Genomic DNA, 25952 nt, shown 5'->3' on the forward strand with positions numbered 1-25952 from the left:
ACATCGAATGAGTGAGGCCGCAACCGGCGCCAAGGTGGGGGGCGGCCAGCCCTGGCTGCGCCTGATGCCGGGACTGTTCGTGCTGCTGTGGAGCACCGGCTTCATCGGGGCGAAATACGGCCTTCCCTATGTGGAGCCGCTGACCTTCCTGCTGCTGCGGCTGGGGCTGGTCGCCGTGCTGCTGGCCCTGGTGGCGCTGGCGACCCGGGCGCCCTGGCCGCGCGACTGGCGGACGGCCGGCCGCATCGCGCTGGCCGGGCTGCTGGTCCACGGCGTCTATCTCAGCGGCATCTTCATCGCCATCGCCCATGGGCTGCCCGCCGGGGTCACCGCGCTGGTGGTCGGCATCCAGCCGCTGCTGACCGCGGCGCTGTCCGGCCCGCTGCTCGGCGAGCGGGTGACCGGCCGGCAATGGGCGGGCCTGCTGCTCGGTCTGGTCGGTGTCGGGCTGGTGGTGCGCGAGAAGCTGGCGGTCGACGCGGCGCATCTGGGTCCGCTCGGCTTCGCCCTGGTGGCGCTGGTCGGCATCACGCTCGGCACGCTCTACCAGAAGCGCCACGGCGGCGGCATGGATCTGCGCAGCGGCACCGCCATCCAGTACGCTGCCACCGCCCTGGCGCTGGCGGTCGTCGCGCCGCTGACCGAGACGATGCAGGTGCAATGGACGGGGGAGTTCGTCTTCGCCCTGCTGTGGCTCTGCTTCATCCTGTCGGTCGGCGCGATCTTCCTGCTGTTCGCGCTGATTCGCCGGGGCGCGGCGGCCAAGGTCGCCAGCCTGTTCTACCTGACCCCGCCGGTCACCGCGCTCATCGCCTGGGCGATGTTCGGCGAAAGGTTGGGCGTGGTGGCGGTCGCCGGCATGGCGGTGGCGGTCTGCGGGGTGGCGCTGGTCAACCGGAAGTGACGGCCTGAGGTGAGCGTGGCGGTCCGGCGGACTGACGCTGGCTGGAAACGGAACGGTCGGCGTTGGCGTCCGGCGTTGGACGTTGCGAGGACCGATGCCGAGAGATTTCGCTGGATCGTCAGCCTCATCAGCAATTTAATACGTCTGACAAATCGATAAATCCCCGGGAGGGAACCGATGGCGGACGCGCTCGATTTCGGCAGCTTCGACTACATCATCGCCGGCGGCGGCACGGCGGGCTGCGTGCTGGCCAACCGGCTGTCGGCCGATCCGGAGGTGTCGGTGCTGCTGCTGGAGGCCGGCGGCAAGGACAATTGGGTGTGGCTGCACGTGCCCGCCGGCTATCTGTTCTGCATCGGCAACCCGCGCACCGACTGGTGCTTCAAGACCGAGGCGGAGGCCGGGCTGAACGGCCGCAGCATCCATTACGCCCGCGGCAAGGTGCTGGGCGGCTGCTCGTCGATCAACGGCATGATCGCCATGCGCGGGCAGGCGCGCGACTACGACGAATGGGCCGAGCTGACCGGCGATCAGCGCTGGCGCTGGGACGAGGTGCTGCCGGTCTTCAAGGGGACCGAGGATTACTGGCGCGGCGCCGACGACATGCACGGCGCCGGCGGTGAATGGCGGGTGGAGCGGCAGCGGCTGCGCTGGGACCTGCTCGACCGCTTCGCCGAGGCGGCGCAGCAGGTCGGCATCCCGCGCAACGACGACTTCAACCGCGGCGACAATTTCGGCGTCGGCAGCTTCGAGGTGAACCAGAAGGGCGGCGTCCGCTGGAGCGCCGCCAAGGCGTTCCTGCGCCCGGCGCTCGACCGGCCGAACCTGAAGCTCGCCATCGAGGCGTCGATCGACAAGGTGGAGATCGCCGACGGCCGCGTCACCGGCCTGCGCTTCACCGTCAAGGGCGAGCCGGCGCGGGCGACGGCGCGAATCGAGACGGTGCTGGCCGCAGGATCCATCGGCTCGCCCGCCATCCTGCAACGCTCCGGCGTCGGCCCGGCCGATCACCTGAAAAAGCTGGGCATCCCGGTGGTGCTGGACGCGCCGGGCGTCGGCGCCAACCTGCAGGACCATCTGCAACTGCGCATGATCTACAAGGTCGACGGCATCGTGACGCTGAACAAGCGGGCCGGCAGCCTGATCGGCAAGGCGATGATGGGGCTGGAATACGCGCTGTTCCGCAAGGGGCCGCTGACCATGGCGCCGAGCCAGCTCGGCGTCTTCGCCAAGTCGGGGCCGGAGGCCGCGACCGCCGACCTGGAATACCATGTGCAGCCGCTGTCGCTGGAGAAGTTCGGCGACCCGCTGCACGCCTTCCCGGCCTTCACCGCCAGCGTCTGCGACCTGCGCCCGGCGTCGCGCGGCTGGACCCGCATCACTTCGGCCGACCACCGCGACAACCCGGCCATCGCCCCCTGCTACCTGTCCGATCCGGTCGACCGGGCCAAGGCGGCCAAGGCGCTGGCGCTGACCCGCCGCATCGTCTCCCAGCCGGCGCTGGCGCCCTATCACCCGCAGGAATACAAGCCCGGCCCCAGCTTCCAGACCGCGGAGGAGCTGGCCAGGGCGGCCGGCGACATCGGCACCACCATCTTCCACCCGGTGGGGACCTGCCGCATGGGCCGTCCGGACGACCCCACCGCGGTGACCGATCCGGAGATGCGGGTGAAGGGGCTGCGCGGGTTGCGGGTGATCGACGCCTCGGTCATGCCGACCCTGACCTCGGGCAACACCAACACGCCGACGGTGATGATCGCCGAACGCGGCGCCGCGCTGATGCGGGCGGAGCGGCGGGCGGCGCTGCGCGGCTGAAGCTCAGGGCTAAAGGTCGGGGTCATCCAGCAGGGCGGCGAACACCGGGCCGGGAACACCCCGGCCGATCGGCCGCCCATCCACCGACAGCAGCGGGCGCAGGCCGAGGCTGTTGGTCAGCAAAGCCTCGTCGGCGTGGGCAAGGTCGTCGAGGCCGAGCGGCGCCTCGACGGCGCCGTGGCGCTCCAGCAGCAGGGCGCGGCGGATGCCGGGCAGGGCGCCGTCGGACAGCGGCGGGGTCAGCAGCCGGCCGCCGATCGCCAGGAACAGGTTGGCGACGCTCGATTCGGCGAGGCGCCCGGCGCCGTTCAGCAGCAGCGCCTCGTCGGCGCCGCGGTCGGCCGCCTCCTGCCGCGCCAGCACCGAATCCAGGTAGTTCAACGACTTCAGCCGCGACAGCGGCGAGTGTTCGTTGCGCCGGGTGCTCCGCGCGACGATTGCCGTGACCGGCGTGGTGAGGTGCCCGGCCGGGGCCAGCGTCATCAGCACCGTCGGGTTGGCGTCGGCCGGCGGCAGCACGCCGCGCGCCCCGGTGCCGCGCGACACCGTCAGCCGCAGCACCCCATCGGCCACGCCGCGGGCGGCGATCAGCGCCGCCATCGCCGCGGCCATCGCCGCTGCGTCGTGGGGCAGCGCCAGCCGCAGCACCGCCGCCCCGGCGGCCAGCCGCTCCAGATGGCGGGGGAGGTGGCGCGGCGCGCCGTCCTTGACGCGGATCGTCTCGAACAGCCCGTCGCCGAGCGTGAAGCCGCGGTCGGCCGGGTCGATCCGCGCCGCGTCGGCGGCCTGCAGGCGGCCGTTCAGCCAGACGGTCATGCCATCCCCTCATCGCCCAGCTTACCGACCGCCCGCAACTGCGCGCGCGCCTTGACCAGCATTTCCTCATGCTCCGCCGCCGGGTCGGAATCGGCGACGATGCCGCCGCCGGCCTGGGCGATCACCGCGTCGGGCGTCACCGACAGGGTGCGGATGACGATGTTGCTGTCCATCGCGCCGTCGAAGCCGATCCAGGCCACCGTGCCGCAATAGGCGCCGCGGCGGGCGACCTCCAACTCGTCGATGATCTCCATGGCGCGGATCTTCGGTGCGCCGGTGATCGACCCACCGGGGCAGGCGGCGCGCAGCAGATCGACCGGGCCCAGGCCGGGCCGCAATTTGGCGGTGACCACCGACACCAGGTGATGGACGCTGGCGAAGCTCTCCAACCCGTAGAGCACCGGCACCCGGACGCTGCCGATCGTGGCGACGCGGCCCAGGTCGTTGCGCAGCAGGTCGGTGATCATCAGGTTTTCCGCGCGGTCCTTGACGCTGGCGACCAGTTCCGCCGCCGCCGCCGCGTCGGCCGCCGGATCGGCGTAGCGCGGCCGGGTACCCTTGATCGGCCGCGTCTCGATGGTGCCGTCGGCGCCCAGCCGGATGAAGCGCTCCGGCGACGCCCCGGCCAGTTGCAGGCGCGGCCCGCAGTTGAGGAAGGCGGCGAAGGGCGCCGGGCTGAGGCGGCGCAACCGCTCGTACAGCGCGTAGGCGTCGACCGGCGCGGTCGGCGTGTCCGCCAGGAAGCGCTGGGTGAAGTTGGCCTGATAGATGTCGCCGGCCCGGATATACTCCAGCACCCGCCCGACCCGGTCGAGATAGTCGGGGCGCGACAGCTCCGACCGCCAGGGCAGGGGCGCCGGCCCGGCCGATGGTTGCGCCGATGGTTGCGGGGGCGGAACGGACAGCCGTTCGGCCATGCGGCGGGCGCGGTCCTCCGCCTCCGGCCGGGCGGCGATGACCCAGGCGCGCCGTTCCAGCCGGTCGAAACCGGCGACCACGTCGTAGAGGCCGAACGCCATGTCGGGCTGGCCGCCGGGGTTGCCATGGCGGGAGCGCAGCCCTTCCAAAGCCGTTCCGGCTTCGTAACCGATCAGCCCGACCGCGCCTCCGGTGAAGGGCACTGGTCCCGGCGGGGCGGGCGCGTGGGCGGCGAGCGCCTCGGCCAGCGCGTCGAAGGGCGATCCGGCGACCGGCCGGCCATCCACCAGCGTCTGCCCGCCGACGGACTCGACAGTTTGATACGGTTCCGCAACGATATAGGCGTGGCGGCCATGGCTCGGGTGGGCAGCCGCGCTGTCCAGCAGCATCGCCCAGGGCTGGGCGCTCCACGGGCGGAAGGCGGCGGCGGGATCGTCGCAGGACAGGGGAATCGTCAGCATGGCGGCACCCGTGCAGCGGCCCTCACATCTGAATCGTAGCACCGCCGTCGACGACCAGCACATGGCCGTTGACGTAGGAGGCCGCGGCGGAAGCGAGGTACACCGCCGCCCCGGCGATCTCCTCCGGCCGGCCCCAGCGGCGCATCGGCGTGCGGTTGGCGAAATAGGCGGCGCGTTCGGGATCGCCGGTGATGGCGGCGTTCGTTTCGGTTGCGAAAAAGCCGGGGGCGATGGCGTTGCTGGTCAGCCCCTGCGGCCCGTACTCGGCGGCCAGCGCCCGCACCATGCCGGTCAGCCCGGCCTTGGCGGCGGCGTAGACGCTGTCGTTGGCCCGGGCGATCTGCCCGGCGATCGAGGTGACGGCGATCAGCCGCCCGGTCCGCCGCGGCAGCATCAGCCGCGCCGCCTCCCGCGCCAGGATCAGGCCGGAGGCCAGATCGACGTCGAGCAGCGCCGAAATCTCGTTGTCGGAGAACTCGGCCAGCGGCTTGCGGTTGCGCTGCCCGACATTCTGCACCAGCACGTCGAGCCGGACATGCTCCCGCTCGATCCGGCCGAAGGCGTCGCGCACCGCCGCCCGGTCCGACACATCGAAGGCCAGCGCCGACGCCGTCCCGCCGGCCGCGGTGATCTCGGCCACGCGGGCCTCCAGCGCCGCGGCGTCCCGGCCGTTCAGCAGGACATGCGCCCCGGCCCCCGCCATCGCCCGCGCGATTTCCAGCCCCAGCCCGCGCCCGGACCCGGTCACCAGGGCCATCTGGCCGGCGAGCGAGAAGGTCGACAGGTAGGGTGTGATCGGTCCGGCCATGGCTGCCCCCGGGATGTCGCGGAACCGCTCCCGTCCGAGCGGCGGTCCGAGATGTAGCAGACCCGTGGGCGCGATGGCACCCCGGACGACGCCGGCGCCCGGACGTCGGCGCAACACCGCTTTTGATTGCAGGAGCTGGGGCTCAGTATCGGGGCGGCGCAGTTGATAATCGCCGGAAGCAATTGATCATCTTTCACGAAAGAAATATTCGCGACAACGTTCATTCCGATCGAGCTTGAGCTTGTGCGTTTTCGCGCCTCTTCGTATGATTTCGCCGACGCGATTGAGGTAATCACGCAACCCGGCACTGGATTGTGTCCGGTGTCTTCCGGAGAGGGTTTATGACGAGACGGCGTTCCAACGCGGTGATGGGTGCGGTTCAGGCCGGCGACATCATGGTGAAGAACTGGCAGGGCATGACCAGGAGCGGTGTCATCATCAGGCTCGGGCAATTGTTCAGCAAAGGCAAATCGGACTTCACGCACGCCGGCATCGCCAGCTCGCCGACCGCCATCATCGAGACGAACAGCGCCGGCCTGCAGGAAAACAGCCTGCTGTCGACCCGGGGCGATCTGACCTACGACGTGTTCCGCTGCCTCATCCCCGGCATCGGCGCCGGCGCGGCCCAGGTTGCCGCCATGATGCTGCAGAACTTCACCCAGGGCGGCAGCGCGCAATTGCCCTACGACAGCTGGGGGGCCGTCAAGTCGCTGGGCGGCGGCTCGGCCAGCCAGTCGTCCGACCGGGTCAACAAGCTTCTCGACAAGCTGCTGGCCGGGGGCTCGGAGGGCTTCTTCTGCTCCGGCCATGTCGTCTACTGCTACATGGTGGCGATGGAGCAGGCCAACATCGCGGTGCAGGGCAGCTTCCCGCTTCAGAACATGCAGGCGGTCTTCGGGCTGGAAAGCCGTTACTACAACCCGTCCTTCCTGCACAAGCATCTGAGCGGGAACCAGAACTTCAAGTTCATCGGCAAGGTGAAGGGCGCCGTGCTGGTTTAAGCGCGCCGGACGCCCTTTCCCCAAAAAAACAGGCTCCGGATGCGATGCATCCGGAGCCTGTGCTTGTGCGTGACAATCGGTCAGCCGTCCGGCGTCAGTGGACCGACGCCTCCCGCCCCGGTGCGCTGGTGGGGACCGCCGGCAGGGCAAAGCCGAGCGGCGGGCGTTCGGGCGCCTTGAAGCCGTGCGGCCGGTCTTCCTCGACCACCACGCCGTCCAGGGCCAACCGTCCATCCACCACCGACAGGGTCATGGTGGTCTTGCCCTCGACCTCCTCGTCGAGCAGGCGTTCGGCGATGGGATCCTCGACGAGGCCCTGGATCGCCCGCTTCAGCGGACGGGCGCCGAAGGCCGGATCCCAGCCCAGATCGCCCAGCCGCCGCTTGGCCGCGGCGTCCGCCGCCAGGGTAACGCCGCGCTCGGCCAGCCGCTCGTTGACGCGGGCGAGCTGGATGTCGACGATCCGCGCCATCTGGTCGCGGCCCAGCCGGCGGAAGATCAGCACGTCGTCCAGCCGGTTCAGGAACTCCGGCCGGAAGGCCTTGCGGACGGCGTCCATCACCTCGACCGTGGCACCCGCCATGTCCTCGTCATCGCCCAGGGCGCTCAGCGCCTCGGCCCCCAAATTGGAGGTCATGATCAGGATGGCGTGGCGGAAGTCGGCGGTGCGGCCCTGGCCATCGGTCAGCCGCCCGTCGTCGAGCGCCTGCAGCAGGACGTTCAGCACGTCGGGATGCGCCTTCTCCACCTCGTCCAGCAGCACGACCTGATAGGGCCGCCGCCGGATCCGCTCGGCCAGCGAGCCGCCGTCGTCGTAGCCGACATAGCCCGGCGGCGAGCCGATCATCCGGCTGACCGCGTGCTTCTCCATGTACTCCGACATGTCGAGGCGGGTGATCGCCGTCTCGTCGTCGAACAGGAAGGCGGCCAGCGCCTTGGCCAGCTCGGTCTTGCCGACGCCGGTCGGGCCCAGGAACAGGAAGGAGCCGGTCGGCCGGCTGGGGTCCTTCAGCCCGGCGCGGGCCCGCCGCACCGCCTTGGACACCGCGCGCACGGCCTCCTTCTGGCCGACCACGCGTTCCGCCAGCTTGTCCTCCATGCCCTTCAGCCGCTGGCGCTCGCCCTCCAGCATCCGCTCGACCGGGATGCCGGTCCAGCGGGTGACGACGGCGCCGATGTCCTTGGCCGTCACCTCGTCACGCTCGGTGCTGGCGCGCGATTCGGCGTCGGCCAGGCGCTTTTCCAGGTCGGGCACCACGCCGTAGGCCAGCTCGCCGGCCTTGGCCCAGTCGCCGTCGCGCTGGGCGCGCTCCAGCTTGGTGCGGGCCTGGTCCAGCTCCTCCTTCAGGCGGCGGCCCTCGGTGCGGCGGGACTGCGAGGCGCGCCACTCCTCCTCCATCGAGGATTGGCGGGCTTCGGCCTCGACCAGCTCGCCCTCCAGGACGTGCAGCCGTTCCTGCGAGGCGGCGTCGGGCTCGGCCTTCAGCGCCTCGCGCTCGATCTTCAGCTGGGCGACGCGGCGGTCAACGGCGTCCAGCGCCTCCGGCTTGCTGTCGATCGCCATGCGCAGGCGGCTCGCCGCCTCGTCGACCAGATCGATCGCCTTGTCGGGCAGCCGGCGGTCGCCGATGTAGCGCGAGGACAGGCTCACCGCCGCGACCACCGCCGCGTCGGCGATGCGCACGCCGTGGTGCACCTCGTACTTGCCCTTGATGCCGCGCAGGATCGACACCGCGTCGTCCACCGACGGCTCGTCGACCGTCACCGGCTGGAACCGGCGGGCGAGCGCCGCGTCCTTCTCGATGTACTTCCGGTACTCGTCCGGCGTGGTGGCGCCGACACAGCGCAGCTCGCCGCGCGCCAGGGCCGGCTTCAGCATGTTGGCGGCGTCCATCGCCCCGTCGGTGCGGCCGGCGCCGATCAGCGTGTGCAGCTCGTCGATGAACAGGATGATGCGGCCATTCGCCTCCTGCACCTCGGCCAGCACCGACTTCAGCCGCTCCTCGAACTCACCACGGAACTTGGCGCCGGCCAGCAGCGCGGTGAGGTCGAGCGCCAGGACGCGGCGGTCCTTCAGCCCTTCCGGCACGTCGCCGGAGGCCAGGCGCTGGGCCAGCCCCTCGACCACGGCGGTCTTGCCGACGCCGGGCTCGCCGATCAGCACCGGGTTGTTCTTGGTGCGCCGCGCCAGCACCTGGATGGTGCGGCGGATCTCGTCGTCGCGGCCGATCACCGGGTCGAGCCGGCCCTGCCGCGCCTCTTCGGTCAGGTCGCGGGTGTAGCGGGCCAGCGCCTCGCCGGAGGTCGTTTCGGTTTCGGCATCGGCCGGATGGTCCTTGCGCTGGGCGTCGGCGGCGGCGGCCAGCGCGTCGGCGTCGACGCCGGCGCGGCGGAACAGCGCGCGCAGCGGCCCGCTCTGGCGGGCCAGGCTCTCCAGCAGGCGTTCGGCGGTGACGAAGCGGTCGCCGCCGCTGCGCGCCGCGGTGACGGCGCCCTGCAGCACGGCGGCCAGCGCCGGCGACATGTAGAGCGGCTGCGGACCCTGGTTCGGACCCGGCTGCACCGGCGCGTGGGCCAGCTGCTCCTCGGTGGCGCTCTTCAGCAGGTCGGGGTCGCCGCCGGTGTCACGCACCAGCCGCGCCGCCACGCCGCTGGCGTCGTCGATCAGGGCCTTCAGCAGATGTTCGGGGAGAAGCTGTTGATGCCGCTCGGCAAGGGCGGCGATCTGCGCGGCCTGAATGACGCCGCGCGCGCGATCGGTGAATTGACCGAAGTCCATCCGGCACTCCGTTTCCATGGTCTCCCGCCCAGCCATCCGGCGCGGGAGAAGCGCCCGCCCGGCCCGCAGAATGCGCGGCCGCCCGGTGCTTCATCGTAGAAATGGTTAACGCTCCGGCGGCGGTCAAGAGGGGGGCCGGACCGGTGCCGTGGCCGTCGCCGTGGACGATTTGAAACCGGATGAAGCCTTCTGGGCCGCACCTGGACCGCACCCCGGCGATCCCTGCAGTTTTTGGATGAGCGGCCGGCGGCGCCCTGTGCCAACACTGTGGGGCGGACCCGCGGCACCCGCGGCTCCGCGCGCTCGAACACAGGAGTGACGTGAATGTGTCTGTTGTGCGAAACGGCGGCGGGTGGACTGTCGCGCCGCCACCTGTTCCGGACCGGCGCCGCCCTGGCCGCCTCGGCCGGCGCCTTGACGATGCCCTCCGTTCCGGCCCTGGCCAAGGAGGCGGCGCCGGCCGCCAACGCCATCGCGCCCGACAAGGCGTTGCAGCGCCTGCTCGCCGGCAACGCGCGCTATGTGGCGAACGTCTCCCGCAACAAGGACTTTTCCGCCGGGCGGATGGCGCGGGCGCGGGCGCAATTCCCGATCGCCGGCATCGTCAGCTGCGCCGATTCGCGGGTTGCCCCGGAACTGGTCTTCGACCAGGGCCCCGGCGAACTGTTCATCGTCCGGGTGGCCGGGAACTTCGTCAATGACGACGGCTTGGCGAGCCTCGAATACGGCGTCAAGTTCCTGAACATGCCGCTGATCCTGGTGCTCGGCCACAGCGGCTGCGGCGCCGTCAGCGCCACGATCAAGGCGATCCAGGACAAGGCGGAGCTGCCCGGCCATCTGCCGGCGCTGGTCGACGCGCTGAAGCCCGGCGTCGAGGCCGCCATTGCCCGCAACCCCGCCAACCTGCTGGCCGAGGCGACCGCCGAGAACGTCCGTCACAACGTCCGCCGCCTCGGTCAGGCGGAGCCGATCGTGTCGGCGCTGGTCGCCGAAAAGCGGGTGAGGGTCGTCGGCGGCGTCTACGACATTGCGACCGGCAAGGTGACGCTGCTCTGACCGTGGATGGCCCGATCCGCGTCGGCCCGTTCCGCCGCCGCGGCGAGCCAGCTCACCTGTTGGCAGAACCAGCGCTCGATCGTCCCGGAGAAGCGGGGGGCAAGGCGCAGGCGTTGGCGGCGGTCGTCGTGGAGAACCAGACCCCGCCGTTCCATGGCGTTGATCAGATTGCGGATGTGCGACTTCGACACGCCAAGCGACCGCGCAAGGTCGGCCGCGGGCGCCGCGAGCCAGCCGCCCGGCGACAGCCGGAGGGATTGCTCGGCCAGCGTCAGGGCGAGGTACAGGCCGCTGTCATGCTCGTCGAGCCACGCCAGATCGGGAAAGCGCGTCAGCGGCCGGATCGAACGGTCGAGCCACGGCGCGCACTGGTGGATGACGGCGTCGAAGAAGGCGCGATCCGAGCGGAGCCGGCCGGCATGCCCGCCGCCGATCACCGACAGCTCCGCACCCGACAGCCCAGCCGCCGCCAGCCGTTGATGGCAGTCGAGATGCAGCGCCACCCAGTCGCGCAGGCCGTCGAGGATCAGTGGTCCGGGCACCAGATAGCGGATGCGCCCATCCGTGGCGTCGCGCTCGGCCTGGACGATGCCGAAGCCGCGCAGCAGGGCGATGAAGGCGGCGGTCTGGCGGGCGCCCGGCAGGCGATCCTGGATCCGCGTCACCGTCGGGCGGTCGCCGGGCGACCGGGCGGTGACGTGCATCATGACGATCAACGCCGCGATCTCGGTCGGCGCCCGTTGCCCGAACAGCTTCATCATCAGGCGCTGCCCGCGCAAGGGCGCGACGAGGCTGTCGCAGTAGAAGGCCAGGACCGCGGGAAAGTCGGGATGCCGGCGCAGCCATTCCGGATCCGATGCGGCCGGATAATCAGCGTCCATCACTCACGCTCCGTTGTCATGTCCCGATGCCAGTGCCCGTGCCCGAGGCGCCGGCGGCCCGTCCGTCCCGATTGTGCGGCATCGGAATGGTTACGACACGATCATGATGACGGGAGGGGGCGGTGTCGACCGGCTTCGACGCCGGCCCCGGCGCGCCGCCCGCCCACGCCATATTGACACGCGATCCCCGCCTCCCCCTTCATAGCGCAGCGTTATCGGGGTGAGGGGGCCGCGCGGCCATGGATCTGCGGCAGTTGCGTTACTTCCTGGGCATCGTGGAGCATGGCTCGATCTCCCGCGCGGCCGACGCGCTGCGGGTGGCGCAGCCGGCGCTCAGCCTGCATCTGAAGCGGCTGGAGGAGGATTTCGGCTGCCAGCTCGTCCTGCGCACGGCGCGCGGCGTGGTGCCGACGGAGAGCGGGCGGCGGCTGGCGCAGCGGGCGGTGTCGCTGGTCGAGGCGATGGACAGCCTGCGCGACGAGGTGCGCGCGGTGGAATCGGTGCCGGCCGGGCCGGCGACCGTCGGCATCCCGACCTCGCTGGGGCCGGTTCTGACCGTGCCGCTGGCGCTGGCGGTGCGCCGTGCCCACCCGCACATCCGCCTGCGCGTGGTGGAGGGGCTGTCCGGCCACATGCTGGAATGGGTGCTGTCGGGGCAGGTCGATCTGGCGCTGGTGTTCGGGGCCAAGGACATGGGCGGGCTGGAGACCGAGCTGGTGGCGCGCGAGAAGCTGCATCTGGTCGGGCCGGTCGACGACCCGCTGCTGCGCGGCCGCAACGCGATCCCCTTCGCCGAGGTGCTGGCCCTGCCGCTGATCCTGCCCGGCCGCCCCCACGGCGTGCGCGAGGAGGTTGAGCACGCCGCCCTGCTGGCGCGCGGCAGCGTCGGCGTCGCCATGGAGATCGACGCGCTGGAGCAGATCAAGGCGCTGGTGGCGGAAGGCTGCGGCTACACCGTGCTGTCGGAGCGGGTGGCGCGCTACGGCGCCGCGGCGGACCGGCTGACCGGCCTGCCGATCGCCGACCCGCAGATCGACCGCACCATCCTGCTGGCCCACGCCGCCGGCCGGCCGATGACGGTCGCGGCGCGGGCGGCGCACGGCATCCTGCGCGACATCCTGGCCGGGCTGACGGTGGACGGCGGCTGGCGCTGAGGGCGGGCACGCCTGCCTACCCGTTCAACGTCGCATTCAGGGCCGCGTTCAGGGCGTCGCGCAGGCGGGCGGGCTGGATCGGCTTGTGCAGCAGGGCGCATTGGGCGCCCGCCGCCTCGCGCAGGCGGTCGGCGGAGGTGTCGCCGGTCAGCAGCACGCCGGGCACCTCGCGCGACAGCCGCCGGCGGACCATGTCCATCACCATCAGGCCGGTGGTTCCCTCCGGCAGGCGGTAGTCGGCGAGGACGAGGTCGGGGGCCTCGCCGGCGTCGAGCCGCTCGCTCGCCTCGGTCCCGCTGCCGGCCTCCACCACCCGGTAGCCCCAGTCCTCCAGCATCAGGACCAGCGCCATCCGGATGACGGCGTCGTCCTCCACCAGCATGATCAGGTGGTCGCCGTTGGCCGACAGGGGAGGGTGACGGCCGCCGGCGCCGTCGGCGGCGATCCGCTCGTCGGTCAGCGGCAGGCTGACCAGGAAGCGGCTGTCGCGGCCGAGGGCGGAGGTGACGTCGATGCGGCCGCCCAGCATGGTGACCAGCCGCTTGGCGATGCTCAGCCCCAGCCCCAGCCCCTCGCGGCGGTCGCGGGCGGCGTTGCCGACCTGGAAGAAGTCCTGGAAGATGCGGTCGATGTGCTGGTCGGCGATGCCGATGCCGGTGTCCCACACCTCGATCTGCAGACGGCCGCCGCGCCGTCGCGCGCCGAACAGCACCCGCCCGCCGGGGGCGTAGCGCAGCGCGTTGGCCAGCAGGTTGCGCAGCACCCGTTCCAGCAGGCCGGGGTCGGTCCGCGTCGTCAGCGCCGGCGCCACCAGCCGCAGCCGCTGCCCGCCCTTCGCGGCGACCGGCGCGAACTCGCCGTGCAGGCGCGTCATCAGGGCGCCGACATCGACCGCGACCGGGTCGGGCCGGATCAGCCCGGCCTCCAGCTTGGAGATGTCGAGCATACCGTCCAGCATGCCGCCCAGGCCGCCGATCGAGGATTGCAACTGCTCCGCCAGCCGCCGCGCCTCGTCGGGCAGCGTCTCGTTCAGCATCAGGTTCGACAGCAGGATCAGCGCCTGCACCGGCTGGCGCAGGTCGTGGCTGGCCGCCGCCAGGAAGCGTTCGCGGGCGTCGAGCGCCACGTTCAGCTCGCGCTCCAGCGCCTTCACCGCGGTGATGTCGGCGACGCTCGACACCACCGCCTCGACACCGCCGGCGGCGTCGGCGACGGGGTGGCTCGACACCCGCAGCCAGCGGGTCGGCGCGCCCGCCTCCTCGCCCTCGACGATGCCGACGATGCGCTCCACCACCGGGGCGCCGCTGCGCGCCGCCTCGGCCGCCGGCGGCAGGCCGTGCAGGCGGTTGCCGTTGGCGTCGATGAAGCGGCGGCCGGCGGTGGTCCCCGGCAGGCGGGCCGGCCCGTCGGCGTCGAACGGCGCCGCCGTCGGGTCGAGCAACGGCCGGGCCGGGCCGTCCATCAGCCGCTCGGCCATCCGGTTGGCCAGCAGGATGCGGCCGTCGGAATCGATGCCCAGGATGCCGTCGCCGACCGACTGCAGGATGTGGTGGTAGTCGGCGCGGGCGCGTTCGGCCTCGTCGCGGGCGCGCTGGACCTCGCGCAGCCAGGCGTTCCGCTCGGTCAGGTCGGTGATGGTCAGCAGCACGTCGCCGCGGTCGCCGTCGTCCAGCGCCACGGTGCGGGCGTCGGTCAGCCCGTCGATGACGGCGCCCTGCGGCCCGACATAGCGGAACTCCTGGCGCAGCCACTGGCCGGTCTGGCGCAGCCGGGTCAGCGCGCTGAACAGCCGGCCATGGTCGACCGCCTCGACCAGCAGGGACAGCGGCCGGCCCTTCAGCCGCAGCATCGGCAGGCCGAACTGGCGCTCCGCCGCGGCGTTGGCCTCGCCGACGATGCCGGTGGCGTTGACCGCCAGACAGGCCAGCGGCACCGACTGGAAGAGCTGGAGATATTGCAGGCGCGACGCCTCCAGCGCCTGCTGGGCGCCGCGCAGCTCCTCGTTCTGGATCTCCAGCTCGGCCTGATGGACGTACAGCTCGTGCAGCACCTCCTTCAGCGAGGTGGCGGTGACGTCGGCCGCATCGAACCCGCCGCCGCTGAGGATGGTCTCGGCGCGGCGGCGCAGGCGGCCCGAGGGATCCTCGGTCATCGGCCGCCCCCGGCCGCGGCCGTATCGCCGGCGGCGTCGCCATCCCGGTCGTCCAGCCGGCGTTCCATCAGCTTGCGGTTGGTGATGTTGATGTGGCTGACGACGAGGCCGCCGTCGCGGTCGTTCAGGCGGGTGGCGTGCATCAGGAACCAGCGCTGTTCATCGGCCGAATGGCAGGGGTATTCGATGGAGAAATCCTCGGCCGTGCCGTCGAGGATGGCGCGCAGCCCGTCATGGACCGCGCCGGCGGCAGAGCCGGGGCCGGCGTCGCCGTCCGGCGGCCGGCAGACGTCGAGATAGTTGCTGCCGACCCCGCAACGCTCCAGCGCCGGGGCGCCGTTGCGCCGGGCGAAGCCGCGCCACGCCGCGTTGACCATGACGATGCGGCCCTGCCGGTCGGTGACCGCGATGTGTTCCGGCAGGCTGTCCAGCACGGTCTGCAAGCGCTCCTCCGCCCGCTTGGTCGCGGTGACGTCGACGAAGGTCACCACCACCCCGGCGACCTGGCTCTTGTCGGTCAGGTAGGGCAGGATGCGGGTCAACGCCCAGCGCCCGTCATGCACCCGCACGGTGCGTTCCAGCGGCTCGTGCCCGTCGAACACCGTCCGGATGTCGGTCAGGAAGTCGGGATAGTCGATGGTGGTCGACAGATGGGCGATCGACCGGCCGACGTCGCGCGGGATGATGTTGATGAAGCCGGCCGCCGCCGGGGTGAAGCGGCGGATGACGAACTCGCCGTCCAGGAACACCGTGCCGATCTCGGTCGAGCGCAGCAGGTTGTCGAGGTCGTTGGTGATCTCGGTCAGCTCCTCCACCTTCGCCTGGTACTCGGCGTTGACCGAATAAAGCTCCTCGTTGACCGATTGCAGCTCTTCGTTGGTGCTCTGCAGTTCCTCGTTGGAGGCGAGAAGCTCCTCGTTGGTGGCCTGCAGCTCCTCGTTGGCGGTTTCCAGCTCCTCGATGGTCGCCTGCAGGTTCTCGCCGCGCGACAGCAGCTCCTGCTCCAGCCCGCGGATGCGCTCGGCGGCGTCGGCGTTGAGGTCGAAGTCGGACTCCGCCACCGGCAGGCTCGGCGGGTGGGCGCGGTCCAGCACCACCAGGGCGAAGCGCCGCCCGGTCTTGCGCGAGACGCAGGGCTGCACCCGCAGGCTGACCGCGGTCACCCCGTCGCGGTCCTTCACCGGAATGCCGGACAGCGCGAACTCCTCGCCGGAGCGGAAGGCGCGGTTCAGCGCGGTGCCGGTGACCATGGCGACCGACGCCGGCAGCAGCTTCAGCGCGTTCAGCGTCGCCCCGCCGGCCGGCACCTTCAGCAGCGACGACGCGTCGCCGAACACATGCAGGATGGTCATCTGGTCGTTGACCAGCAGGCAGGGCGGCACATAGGCCTTCATCAGCGTGCCGATCGCCTCGTCGATCACGCTGCCGTCCTCCGGCGCGTGGGGGTTCGGCGTGCCGTCGTCGCCGGGGCGGTCCGGCGGCGCGGCGACCGTCGGCACCAGCAGCCGCGACAGCCGGAACGGCCCGGCGCGCAGGCTCTGGAACAGCTTGCTGCGGCTGTCGATGGTGTGGAAGTCGGGCTGCAGCTCGCCCAGCGTCTCGCTGGTGCCGAGGAACAGGAAGCCGCTCTGGCGCAGCGCGTACTGGAACAGGCTCAGGACCTTCCGCTGCAACGGCTGGTCCATGTAGATCAGCAGGTTGCGGCAGCTCAGCAGGTCGATCCTGGTGAAGGGCGGGTCGCGCATGATGTTGTGCGCGGCGAAGACCACCATGCGGCGGATGTCGCGCGTCACGGCGTAGCTGTCGCCGCGCGCCGTGAAGAAGCGCGCCAGCCGCTCCGGCGACACGTCCTCGGCGATGGCGCGCGGGTATTCGCCCAGGCTGGCCTGTTCGATGCTGTCCTGGTCGATGTCGGTGGCGAAGATCTTGACGTCGACGCTGCGGCCCATGCGTTCCTGCGCCTCGGCAAGCAGGATGGCGATCGAATAGGCCTCCTCCCCGCTGGCGCAGCCGCAGACCCAGACGCGGATGGTGTCGGTCGGGCTGCGGTTGGCCATCAGGCTGGGGATGACCTTGTCGGCCAGCACCCGGAACGCCGCCTCGTCGCGGAAGAAGCGGGTGACGCCGATCAGCATCTCCTTGTAGAGGGTGACCGTTTCGGCGCTGTTCCGCCGCAGCAGCGCCGCATACTCCTCCATCGACTCGCATCCGGCGCTCTGCATGCGCCGTTCGATCCGCCGCAGCAGGGTGGCGAGCTTGTAGTGCGAGAAATCGACCCCGGTGACCGAGCGGATGACCGCGATGATCTGGGCCAGCGGGTCGGCGGTCTCGTCGCGCGGCTGCCGGTCCGGCATCGGCCGGGCGCGGGCCAGCGCCTTGCGCGCGTGCTCGATCAGCGTCGCCGGCAACTCGTCCGGCGGCAGGGCGGCGTCGATCGGACCGCTCGCCAGCGCGCTGCGCGGCATGCCGTCGAACTGGGCGGTGTCCGGCTGCTGCACGGCGGTGAAGCCGCCGGCCGAGCGGATCGCCATCAGGCCGCGCGTGCCGTCCGACCCGGTGCCCGACAGGATGACGCCGATGGCCAGCGGCCCCTGGTCGCGGGCCAGAGCGGTCAGGAAGATGTCGATCGGCAGGCTCATGCCGCTGCCGGCGTCCTTGGCGCTGAGCCGCAGGTGGCGGTCCTCGATGCTCAGGGTCTTGCCGGGCGGCAGCAGGTAGACGGTGTTGCGCCGGACCGCGACGCCGTCGGTCGCCTGCACCACCGCCATCGCGGTGTGCTTGGCCAGCAGGTCGACCATCAGGCTCTTGTGGACGGGGGACAGGTGCTGGACCACGACATAGGCGAGGTCGCTGTCGCCGGGCACCGCGTCGAAGAAGCGCTGCAACGCCTCCAGCCCGCCGGCCGAGGCGCCGAGGCCGACGATGCAGCAGGCCGGCTCCTCCGCGTCCCTGGGCTCCGGCTCGGCCGATCTGGTATCGGCATCGGCATTCAGAGTGACGGCGCTGTCGGAATCGGCACGCGTATCCGGGTTGTCCGAAGGCACGGTGAGGATCTGGTCCTTGTCGAGAAGACGGGTAAAAGCGCCCGACCGCTATAGCCAACCGCTTCTACCCCGTCAACTTGGCTTGTGTACGGGTGTCCGTTCCGAAAGCCGGATCAGCCGAAGTTTATTTGGCGCCGACCTTTGCCGTCATCGACTGATCATTGGTCCTATATCGAATGTATCAGGTCTGAAACAATTTCGATCGGAAAGCAACCCCGAGGGGAGTCGCCCCGGCGGGAAAGCGGGCCAAGGGGCCTGACGCGCGCGAAAATGCTGCTATGTTTGTTGTCTCGCGCATCGGATGCGGAAGGCAGCAGGGACCGGTCATGAGCTTCACCTCGATCTATCGGCACGGGTTCGCGCGCGTGGCGGCCTGCACCACCCGCTGCACCCCGGCGGACCCCGCCGCCAACCTCGCCGCGGTGCTGGAGGCGGCGCGCGACTGCCACGACCGGGCGGTGGCGGTGGCGCTGTTCCCCGAACTGGCGCTGTCCGGCTACGCCATCGACGATCTGCTGATGCAGGACCCGCTGATCGACGCGGTGGAGCGCGCGGTGCTGGATCTGGTGGCGGCGTCGGCCGACCTGATGCCGCTGCTGCTGGTGGGCGCGCCGCTGCTGCACGAGGGGCGGCTCTACAACGCGGCGGTGGCGGTGCAGCGCGGCCGGCTGCTGGGCGTGGTGCCCAAGGTGCATCTGCCGAACTACCGCGAGTTCTACGAGCGTCGCCAGTTCGCGTCGGGCGCCGGGACCGAGGGTGGGACGATCCGGATCGGCGCCCCCGCGTCGGGCGGTTTGACGGCGCCCTTCGGCCCCGACCTGCTGTTCGCGGCCGAGGACCAGCCCGGTCTGGTCGTCCACGCCGAGATTTGCGAGGATCTGTGGGTGGCGGTGCCGCCCAGCGCCACGGCGGCGCTGGCCGGGGCCACCGTGCTGACCAACCTGTCGGCCAGCAACATCACCATCGGCAAGTCCGACACCCGCCGCCTGCTGGCCAAGTCGCAGTCGGCGCGCTGCCTCGCCGCCTATCTCTACTCGTCGGCCGGGACCGGGGAATCGACCACCGACCTCGCCTGGGATGGCCAGACCTCGATCTTCGAGAATGGCGAGATGCTGGCGGAAACCGACCGCTTCCCCGACGGCGCCCAGATGGCGGTGGCCGACGTCGACCTCGACCTGCTGCGGCAGGAGCGGCTGCGGATGGGCAGCTTCGACGACAACCGCCGCTACCACGGGCTGGCGGCCGGCGATTTCCGCACCGTCGGCTTCCGTCTCGACCCGCCGGACGGCGACGTCGGCCTGCTGCGCGTGGTGCCGCGCCTGCCCTTCGTCCCGGCCAACCTGGAGCGGCTGGAGCAGGACTGCTACGAGGCCTACAACATCCAGGTCGCCGGGCTGGTGCAGCGGCTGCGCGCGGCGCGGATCGAGAAGGTGGTGATCGGCGTGTCGGGCGGGCTGGACAGCACCCACGCGCTGATCGTCGCCGCCCGCGCCATGGACCGGCTCGGCCTGCCGCGCTCCGGCATCCTCGCCTACACCATGCCCGGCTTCGGCACCAGCGAGGGCACCAAGTCGAACGCGTGGCGGCTGATGACCGCGCTGGGGGTGACCGCCAAGGAACTCGACATCCGGCCGGCCGCCAACCAGATGCTGAAGGACATGGACCACCCCTACGCCCGTGGCGAGGCGGTCTACGACGTCACCTTCGAGAATGTGCAGGCGGGGCTGCGCACCGACTATTTGTTCCGGCTGGCCAACCACCACAACGGCATCGTGCTGGGCACCGGCGACCTGTCGGAACTGGCGCTGGGCTGGTGCACCTACGGCGTCGGCGACCAGATGTCCCACTACAACGTCAACGCCGGCGTGCCGAAGACGCTGATCCAGCATCTGATCCGCTGGGTCAGCCGCACCGGCCAGTTCCAGCAGGCGGTGTCGCAGACGCTGGACGCCATCCTGATGACCGAGATCTCGCCGGAGCTGGTGCCGGCCGGGTCGGACAAGGCGCTGCAAAGCTCCGAATCGGTGGTCGGGCCGTACGACCTGCAGGACTTCAACCTGTTCTACGTGCTGCGCTACGGCTTCCGCCCGTCGAAGATCGCCTTCCTTGCCCGCCACGCCTGGGGCGACGTCGCCAAGGGCGACTGGCCGGAGGGCTACCCGCTGGAGAAGCGCCGCGCCTACAGCCCGGCCGAGATCCGCGACTGGCTGCGCGTCTTCCTGCGCCGCTTCTTCGGCTTCAGCCAATTCAAGCGCTCGGCGATGCCGAACGGGCCGAAGGTGACGCCCGGCGGCTCGCTGTCGCCGCGCGGCGACTGGCGCGCCCCGTCCGACGGCAACGCCCGCATCTGGCTGGAGGAGCTGGAACGCGAGGTCCCGGCGGAGTGACGCGGCTCGGGATGGGTTGACGAGGGCGTTCAGCCCCGTCGCCCCCTCAGAACCCCACGAACCGGGTGAAGCCCGCCGCCGGTTCCCGCTCCGTCGTGAAGTTGTTCTCCGGCGCCGACCAGTCGGCGACGCCCAGCGCCATGCCGCTGGCGATGATCTCGCTGTCCGGCAGGCCGAGATGCCGGGCGGTGATGGCGTGGCGGTAGCAGAAGGCGGCCTGCGGGCAGGTCTCCAGCCCGAAGCCGCGGGCGACGATCATCACATTCTCCATGAACATGCCGAGGTCGAGCCAGCCGCCCTTGCCCATGTCGCGGTCGATGCTGAAGAACAGGCCGACCGGCGCGCCGAAGAACAGCCAGTTGCGGCCGTGCTGGCGCGCCATCGCCGCCCGGTCGCCCTTGGCGATGCCGAGCGTGCCGTAGAGGTCCCAGCCGACCTTGCGGCGGCGGCCGAGATAGGGCTCCCGCCAGGATTCGGGGTAGTAGGGGTATTCCGGCACCTCCGGCTCGCCGGCCTCGTGGGCGGCCAGCAGCTCCGCCGACAGGGCGGCGCGCGCCTCCCCGGCGATGGCGTGGACCTTCCAGGGCTGGATGTTCGACCCGCTGGGGGCGCGGGCGGCGAGGTCGAGGATGCGCTCCACCGTCGGGCGCTCCACCGGCGTCGGCAGGAAGGCGCGGACGCTGCGCCGGCCGGCGACGGCGTCCAGAACCGGAAGGACGGGGAGGGCGGGGTGCTGGTCCATGCGTCGTGCGCTCGCGGCTGGCTTCATTCGTCCGGCAGTATGCCCTGCGGCAGGTTCTCGCGAAAGATCACCTCGGCGCGTGGCGTCTCCACGCCCTGCATCGGCGGACGGCCGGCGCGCAGGTTGGTGAAGATCGACACGCCGGCCGACAGCGTGTTGCGCGGGTCCTGGGTGATGACCGCGTCCAGCGTGCCGTCGATCAGCAGCCCGCGCGTCTCGTTGGTCAGGCCATGGCCGATGAAGACCATCTCGCGCTCGCGCCGGGTTTCCTTCAGGGCGCGGGCGACACCCTCCGCCCCGCCGCCGATGTTGTAGACGCCGGCCAGATCGGGGTGCAGCCCCAGCAGCATGCGGGTCTGGCGGCAGCTCTTGCCCTCGTCGTCGTGGCCCTCGCGCAGGCCGACCACCTCGATGTCGGGCGCGATCTCCTTCAGGACATGGAGGAAGCCCATCTCGCGGTCCTCGTGCGCGCGGTAGCTCAGGCTGCCGGCGATCATCGCCACCTTGGCCGGGCGGTGGCGGAGGAAGCGGGCGATCAGGTAGCCAGCGGTCCGCCCCGCCGCCCGGTTGTCCAGCCCGACATAGCCGGCGCGGCGGCAGTTCAGGATGTCGGAGATCAGCGTCACCGTCGGCACGTTGCGTTCGGCCAGCGCGTTCACCGCCTCGCGCACCGCCGGATGCTCCAGCGCCATGAAGGCGACGCCGTCGGCGCGCCGCCCGTGCTGGAACAGGCTGCGGGCCAGCAGCTCCGGGTTGAAGCTCTTGATGAACTCGACCTGCGCCTTGACGCCTTGCGGGGCCAGCGTCGCGTCGGCGCGGCGGATCATCTCGCCCAGCCCGGTCAGGAAGCGGTTGTTGCCGGCCGGCAGCAGGAAGGACAGCCGCATCGGCTTGGGCGCCGCGGCGGCGCGCAGCTCCGCCTCCGGCAGATAGTCCAGCTCCGCCGCGGCCTTCAGCACCCGCTGCACGGTGGCGGCGCGCACCCCCGGCCGATGGTTCAGCACCCGGTCGACCGTGGCGGTGGACACCCCCGCCGCCTGCGCGATGTCGGCGACGCGCGGCAGGCCGCGGCCGGGGGCGGTGCCGTTCGTCGCGTCAGCCACCGGGTCATCCCTCACAGAAGCCATCAAAAACCATCATCATTCGCGTTTGACACTGATCGGTCGCGGACCTACCGTCCATTCAACAATCATCAATTGACATCAGATCACATCAGAAACGCAAGGCCGCAAACAGCCGCGACGGCCGGAACCCCCTGGGAGGATCGACATGACCATTCTGACCCGCCGCACGATGCTGAAGGCCATGGCGACCGCGCCGGCCATCGGGGCGGCCGGTGCCGTCATCGGTATGCCGCACGTCGCCCACGCCGCGGAGTATGAGCTGAAATACGGCAACAACCTGCCGCTGACCCACCCGCTGAACATCCGCGCCCAGGAGGCGGCGGCGCGCATCGCCAAAGAGTCGAACGGCAAGGTCGAGGTTAAGATCTTCCCCAACAACCAGCTGGGCGGCGACACCGACATGCTGAGCCAGGTGCGCAGCGGCGGCCTGACCTTCTTCACGCCGTCGGCGCTGGTCATCGCCACGCTGGTCCCGGTCGCCGCGATCAACGCGGTCGGCTTCGCCTTTTCCGACTACGACCAGGTCTGGAAGGCGATGGACGGCAAGCTGGGCGCCCATGTCCGCGAGGCGATTTCCAAGGTCGGGCTCTACGCCTTCGAAAAGATGTGGGACAACGGCTTCCGCCAGATGACCAGCGGCGACAAGCCGATCAACAGCGCCGCCGACATGGCCGGCCTGAAGATCCGCGTGCCGGTCAGCCCGCTCAGCATCGCCATGTTCAAGGGCCTGGGCGCCGCCCCGACCAGCCTGCAGTTCAGCGAGGTCTATTCCTCGCTGCAGACCCGCATCGTCGACGCCCAGGAAAACCCGCTGCCGATCATCCAGGTCGCCAAGCTGTTCGAGGTGCAGAAATACTGCTCGCTGTCGAACCACATCTGGGACGGCTTCTGGTTCATCGCCAACGGCCGCGCCTGGAAGGGGCTGCCGCCGGACCTGCAGGCCATCGTGGCGGGCGCCATCAACGACGCCGGCATGGCCCAGCGCGGCGACATCAAGGCGCTGAACCAGTCGGTGCGCACCGACCTGGAAGCGAAGGGCCTGGCCTTCAACCAGCCGGGCCCCGACAGCTTCCGCGCCAAGCTGCGCGAGTCCGGCTTCTATTCGGAATGGAAGGGCCGCTTCGGCGACGAGGCCTGGGGCCTGCTGGAGGACGCGGTCGGCAAGCTGGCCTGACCGCAATCGTCCCCCGGCCTCGCCCCCCGCATCCGATGAAGGAGCCCCCCGCCGTGTCGCACCTGACCGAACCGGTCCACGGTTTCGCCGAGCCGCCCGCCGCTGTCCGCGATGACGGCCTCGCCGCCACCCTGCTGCGCCGGATCGACCATGGCCTGTCCGTCGGGGTGGAGGTCGCGGCGGGCCTGCTGGTCCTGGTGGAGATCGTCGTCCTGCTGCTGGGAGTCTCCTTCCGCTACCTGTTCCACACCCCGCTGGTGTGGTCGGACGAGCTGGCCTCGATCCTGTTCCTCTGGCTGTCGATGCTGGGGGCGGTGGTGGCGCTGCGCCGGGGCGAGCACATGCGGATGACCGGGCTGGTCAGCCGCGTCGGCCCGCAGACGCGCGGCGTGCTGGAATGCATCGCCATCACCGCCCCCGTCGCCTTCCTGGCGCTGGTGCTCTACCACGCCGTCGACTACGCGATGGAGGAGCAGTTCATCACCACCCCGGCGCTGGAGGTGTCGAACGCGTGGCGCGCGGCGGCCCTGCCGGCCGGGCTGGGGCTGATGCTGGTGGCGGCGCTGTTCCGGCTGCTGCGGGTCGGTCGGCCGCGGACCGTGGCGGTGGCGCTGCTGCTGACCGGCGCCGTCGTCGGCGGCTTCTGGCTCGCCGGGCCGGTGCTGAAGCCGCTGGGCCAGCTCAACCTGGTGATCTTCTTCGTCGGGCTGGTCGCCGCCAACGTCTTCGCCGGGGTGCCGATCGCCTTTTCCTTTGGGCTGGCCACCTTCGGCTACCTGGCGCTGACCACCTCGACCCCGCTGCTGGTGATGGTCGGCCGGCTGGACGAGGGCATGAGCCACCTGATCCTGCTGGCGGTGCCGCTGTTCGTTTTCTTGGGATTGCTGATCGAGATGACCGGCATGGCCCGCGCCATGATCCAGTTCCTCGCCAGCCTGCTCGGCCATGTCCGCGGCGGCCTGTCCTATGTGCTGATCGGGGCGATGTATCTGGTCTCCGGCATCTCCGGTTCGAAGGTCGCCGACATGGCCGCCATCGCGCCGGTGCTGTTCCCGGAGATGAAGAAGCGCGGGGCGCCTCCCGGCGATCTGGTGGCGCTGCTGGCGGCGACCGGCGCGCAGACCGAAACCATCCCGCCCAGCATCGTCCTCATCACCATCGGCTCGGTCACCGGCGTGTCGATCGCGGCGCTGTTCACCGGCGGCATGCTGCCCGGCGTCGTGCTGGGCGCGGCGCTCTGCTCGGTCGTCTGGTGGCGTTACCGCAAGGAGGATCTCAGCCATGTCGAGCGGACGCCCGGCCGCGAGATCGCCCGGCTCGCCGCCATCGCGCTGCCCGCCCTGCTGCTGCCCTTCGTCATCCGCGCCGCGGTGGTCGAGGGGGTGGCGACGGCGACCGAGGTGTCGACCATCGGCATCGCCTATTCCACCGTCATGGGCCTGTGCGTCTACCGCCAGTTCGACTGGCGCCGGCTGAAGCCGATGCTGATCGAGACGGCGTCGCTGACCGGGGCGATCATCTTCATCGTCGGCTGCGCCACCGCGATGGCCTGGGGCCTGACCCAGTCCGGCTTCTCGACCGACCTCGCCCGCCTCATGGGCGGCATTCCCGGCGGCGGCTACGGCTTCCTCGCCATCTCCATCGTCGCCTTCATCATCCTGGGCAGCGTGCTGGAGGGCATCCCCGCCATCGTCCTGTTCGGCCCGCTGCTGTTCCCCATCGCCCGCGCCGCCGGCGTGCACGAGGTGCACTACGCGATGGTCGTCATCTTCGCCATGGGCATCGGCCTGTTCGCGCCGCCCTTCGGCGTCGGCTACTACGGCGCCTGCGCCATCAGCAAGGTGCACCCCGACGAGGGCCTGAAGCACATCTGGGGCTACGTCGCCGCCCTGCTGGTCGGGCTGGTCGTCGTCGCCGCCATCCCCTGGATTTCGACCGGCTTCCTGGCCCGCTGAACTTGGCCTGCTGAATTTGGCCCGCTGAATTTGGTTGGCCGGGGCCGCCGGTCCCTCCCGATCCCCTCACACCCGGAGTTCGTCATGAGCCGATTTTTCGGCCAGATCCGTCAGGCTGGCTACGTCGTGCGCGACATCGAGGCCGCCATGGACCACTGGAGCCGCACGCTCGGCATCGGTCCCTGGTTCTACAACGAGCGGGTTCCGATCCGGAACTACACCTACCGCGGCGAGGCCTACGAGGTTCACAACTCGGTGGCGCTGGCCAACTCCGGCCCGTTGCAGATGGAGCTGATCCAGACCCGCAACGACGCGCCGTCGATGTACCGCGACTTCCTCCAGGCGGGGAACACCGGCCTGCAGCACGTCGCCTACTGGACCGAGGATTACGACGCCGACCTGGAGCGCCTGCTCGGCCAAGGCTTCAAGCCGGTGATGAGCGGCGAGGTCGGCGAGAAGGGCCGCTTCATCTATTTCGACACCGAATACCACCCCGGCACGGTGATCGAGCTGTCCGAGGTCGCCGGACCGAAGGGCCGGATGTTCGACCTGATCCGCGAAGCGTCGACGGGCTGGGACGGCTCCGACCCGGTGCGGCCGTTTCCGGACCTGAGCAGGCTGTAGGCGGGCGGCGTTAGACCCCCACCCTAACCCTCCCCCGCTGGGCGGGGGAGGGAACTCCGCCGCCTCCCCGCTAAAGCGCTAATCCCCCTCCCCCGCCCAGCGGGGGAGGGTCGGGGTGGGGGCATCCGGCGACCACTTTTCCATGTGACCGAACAAG

At 70.8% G+C, this 25952-nt stretch carries 18 protein-coding genes; 9 read left to right on the forward strand and 9 right to left on the reverse strand.

Translation table 11 applies throughout. The features are described from left to right. Positions 1-7: 7 nt before the first annotated feature. Both TSO352_RS27985 and TSO352_RS27990 read left to right on the forward strand, forming a co-directional pair. A complete protein-coding gene (locus tag TSO352_RS27985) occupies positions 8-904 on the forward strand; it encodes a DMT family transporter (protein WP_109110330.1) in 897 nt (298 codons plus the stop codon). A 177-nt stretch (positions 905-1081) separates the two neighbouring features. Then, positions 1082-2719 (forward strand): GMC family oxidoreductase N-terminal domain-containing protein, encoded by a 1638-nt coding sequence (locus tag TSO352_RS27990; protein ID WP_109110331.1) that lies wholly within the window; start codon positions 1082-1084, stop codon positions 2717-2719. Between the two features lie 9 nt (positions 2720-2728). Here the strand turns inward: TSO352_RS27990 and TSO352_RS27995 are convergent, their stop codons facing one another. The 3 genes from TSO352_RS27995 to TSO352_RS28005 are packed head-to-tail and all read right to left on the reverse strand — an operon-like array spanning position 2729 to position 5722. Then, positions 2729-3535 (reverse strand): aminotransferase class IV, encoded by an 807-nt coding sequence (locus tag TSO352_RS27995; protein ID WP_109110332.1) that lies wholly within the window; start codon positions 3533-3535, stop codon positions 2729-2731. After that, positions 3532-4914, reverse strand: coding sequence for an aminodeoxychorismate synthase component I (gene pabB, locus TSO352_RS28000; RefSeq protein WP_109110333.1), 1383 nt, complete (start codon positions 4912-4914; stop codon positions 3532-3534). The genes TSO352_RS27995 and pabB overlap by 4 nt, the downstream gene beginning before the upstream one ends. Before the next feature lie 22 nt (positions 4915-4936). Beyond that, positions 4937-5722 (reverse strand): SDR family oxidoreductase, encoded by a 786-nt coding sequence (locus TSO352_RS28005; protein WP_109110334.1) that lies wholly within the window; start codon positions 5720-5722, stop codon positions 4937-4939. Between the two features lie 341 nt (positions 5723-6063). Here TSO352_RS28005 and TSO352_RS28010 point away from each other — a divergent pair, with 341 nt between their 5' ends. Then, on the forward strand, positions 6064-6723 hold the full coding sequence (locus TSO352_RS28010; RefSeq protein WP_146210803.1) for a hypothetical protein: 660 nt from the start codon (positions 6064-6066) through the stop codon (positions 6721-6723). 94 nt (positions 6724-6817) lie between these two features. Here the strand turns inward: TSO352_RS28010 and clpB are convergent, their stop codons facing one another. After that, positions 6818-9502, reverse strand: a complete 2685-nt coding sequence (gene clpB, locus TSO352_RS28015; RefSeq protein ID WP_109110336.1) for an ATP-dependent chaperone ClpB — start codon at positions 9500-9502, stop codon at positions 6818-6820. A 324-nt stretch (positions 9503-9826) separates the two neighbouring features. On the opposite strand from clpB, the gene TSO352_RS28020 reads away from it, so the two are divergent. Then, a complete protein-coding gene (locus TSO352_RS28020; protein ID WP_109110337.1) occupies positions 9827-10558 on the forward strand; it encodes a carbonic anhydrase in 732 nt (243 codons plus the stop codon). On the opposite strand, the gene TSO352_RS28025 is transcribed toward TSO352_RS28020, so the two are convergent. Next, entirely contained in the window at positions 10522-11439 is a 918-nt protein-coding gene (locus TSO352_RS28025) for a hypothetical protein (protein WP_199231738.1), read from the reverse strand. The two genes, TSO352_RS28020 and TSO352_RS28025, sit on opposite strands and share 37 nt — an antisense overlap. 239 nt (positions 11440-11678) lie before the next feature. Between TSO352_RS28025 and TSO352_RS28030 the strand changes: the two genes are divergently transcribed. After that, positions 11679-12593 carry a LysR substrate-binding domain-containing protein gene (locus TSO352_RS28030; RefSeq protein ID WP_109110338.1) on the forward strand — a complete coding sequence of 305 codons (915 nt, stop codon included), beginning with the start codon at positions 11679-11681 and terminating at the stop codon, positions 12591-12593. Between the two features lie 16 nt (positions 12594-12609). Here the strand turns inward: TSO352_RS28030 and TSO352_RS28035 are convergent, their stop codons facing one another. Both TSO352_RS28035 and TSO352_RS28040 read right to left on the reverse strand, forming a co-directional pair. Next, entirely contained in the window at positions 12610-14745 is a 2136-nt protein-coding gene (locus TSO352_RS28035; protein WP_109110339.1) for an ATP-binding protein, read from the reverse strand. After that, positions 14742-17789, reverse strand: a complete 3048-nt coding sequence (locus tag TSO352_RS28040; protein WP_109110340.1) for a chemotaxis protein CheB — start codon at positions 17787-17789, stop codon at positions 14742-14744. The genes TSO352_RS28035 and TSO352_RS28040 overlap by 4 nt, the downstream gene beginning before the upstream one ends. A gap of 326 nt (positions 17790-18115) precedes the next feature. Between TSO352_RS28040 and TSO352_RS28045 the strand changes: the two genes are divergently transcribed. Next, positions 18116-20176 carry an NAD(+) synthase gene (locus TSO352_RS28045; protein ID WP_109110341.1) on the forward strand — a complete coding sequence of 687 codons (2061 nt, stop codon included), beginning with the start codon at positions 18116-18118 and terminating at the stop codon, positions 20174-20176. A 46-nt stretch (positions 20177-20222) separates the two neighbouring features. Here the strand turns inward: TSO352_RS28045 and TSO352_RS28050 are convergent, their stop codons facing one another. Both TSO352_RS28050 and TSO352_RS28055 read right to left on the reverse strand, forming a co-directional pair. Further along, a complete protein-coding gene (locus tag TSO352_RS28050; RefSeq protein ID WP_109110342.1) occupies positions 20223-20918 on the reverse strand; it encodes a nitroreductase in 696 nt (231 codons plus the stop codon). 23 nt (positions 20919-20941) lie between these two features. Further along, positions 20942-22021, reverse strand: a complete 1080-nt coding sequence (locus TSO352_RS28055; RefSeq protein WP_247872475.1) for a LacI family DNA-binding transcriptional regulator — start codon at positions 22019-22021, stop codon at positions 20942-20944. A gap of 166 nt (positions 22022-22187) precedes the next feature. Between TSO352_RS28055 and TSO352_RS28060 the strand changes: the two genes are divergently transcribed. From TSO352_RS28060 to TSO352_RS28070, 3 genes are all read left to right on the forward strand, one after another. Further along, the gene (locus TSO352_RS28060; protein ID WP_109110344.1) at positions 22188-23216 is read left to right on the forward strand and encodes a TRAP transporter substrate-binding protein; all 1029 of its coding nucleotides are present in this window, start codon (positions 22188-22190) and stop codon (positions 23214-23216) included. 53 nt (positions 23217-23269) lie between these two features. Then, positions 23270-25171 carry a TRAP transporter large permease subunit gene (locus tag TSO352_RS28065; protein ID WP_247872476.1) on the forward strand — a complete coding sequence of 634 codons (1902 nt, stop codon included), beginning with the start codon at positions 23270-23272 and terminating at the stop codon, positions 25169-25171. An 84-nt stretch (positions 25172-25255) separates the two neighbouring features. Beyond that, positions 25256-25795: a VOC family protein gene (locus tag TSO352_RS28070; protein ID WP_109110346.1), complete on the forward strand. Its 540-nt coding sequence runs from the start codon at positions 25256-25258 to the stop codon at positions 25793-25795. Positions 25796-25952: the final 157 nt, after the last annotated feature.

Source organism: Azospirillum sp. TSO35-2 (genome assembly GCF_003116095.1).
GTDB lineage: Bacteria > Pseudomonadota > Alphaproteobacteria > Azospirillales > Azospirillaceae > Azospirillum.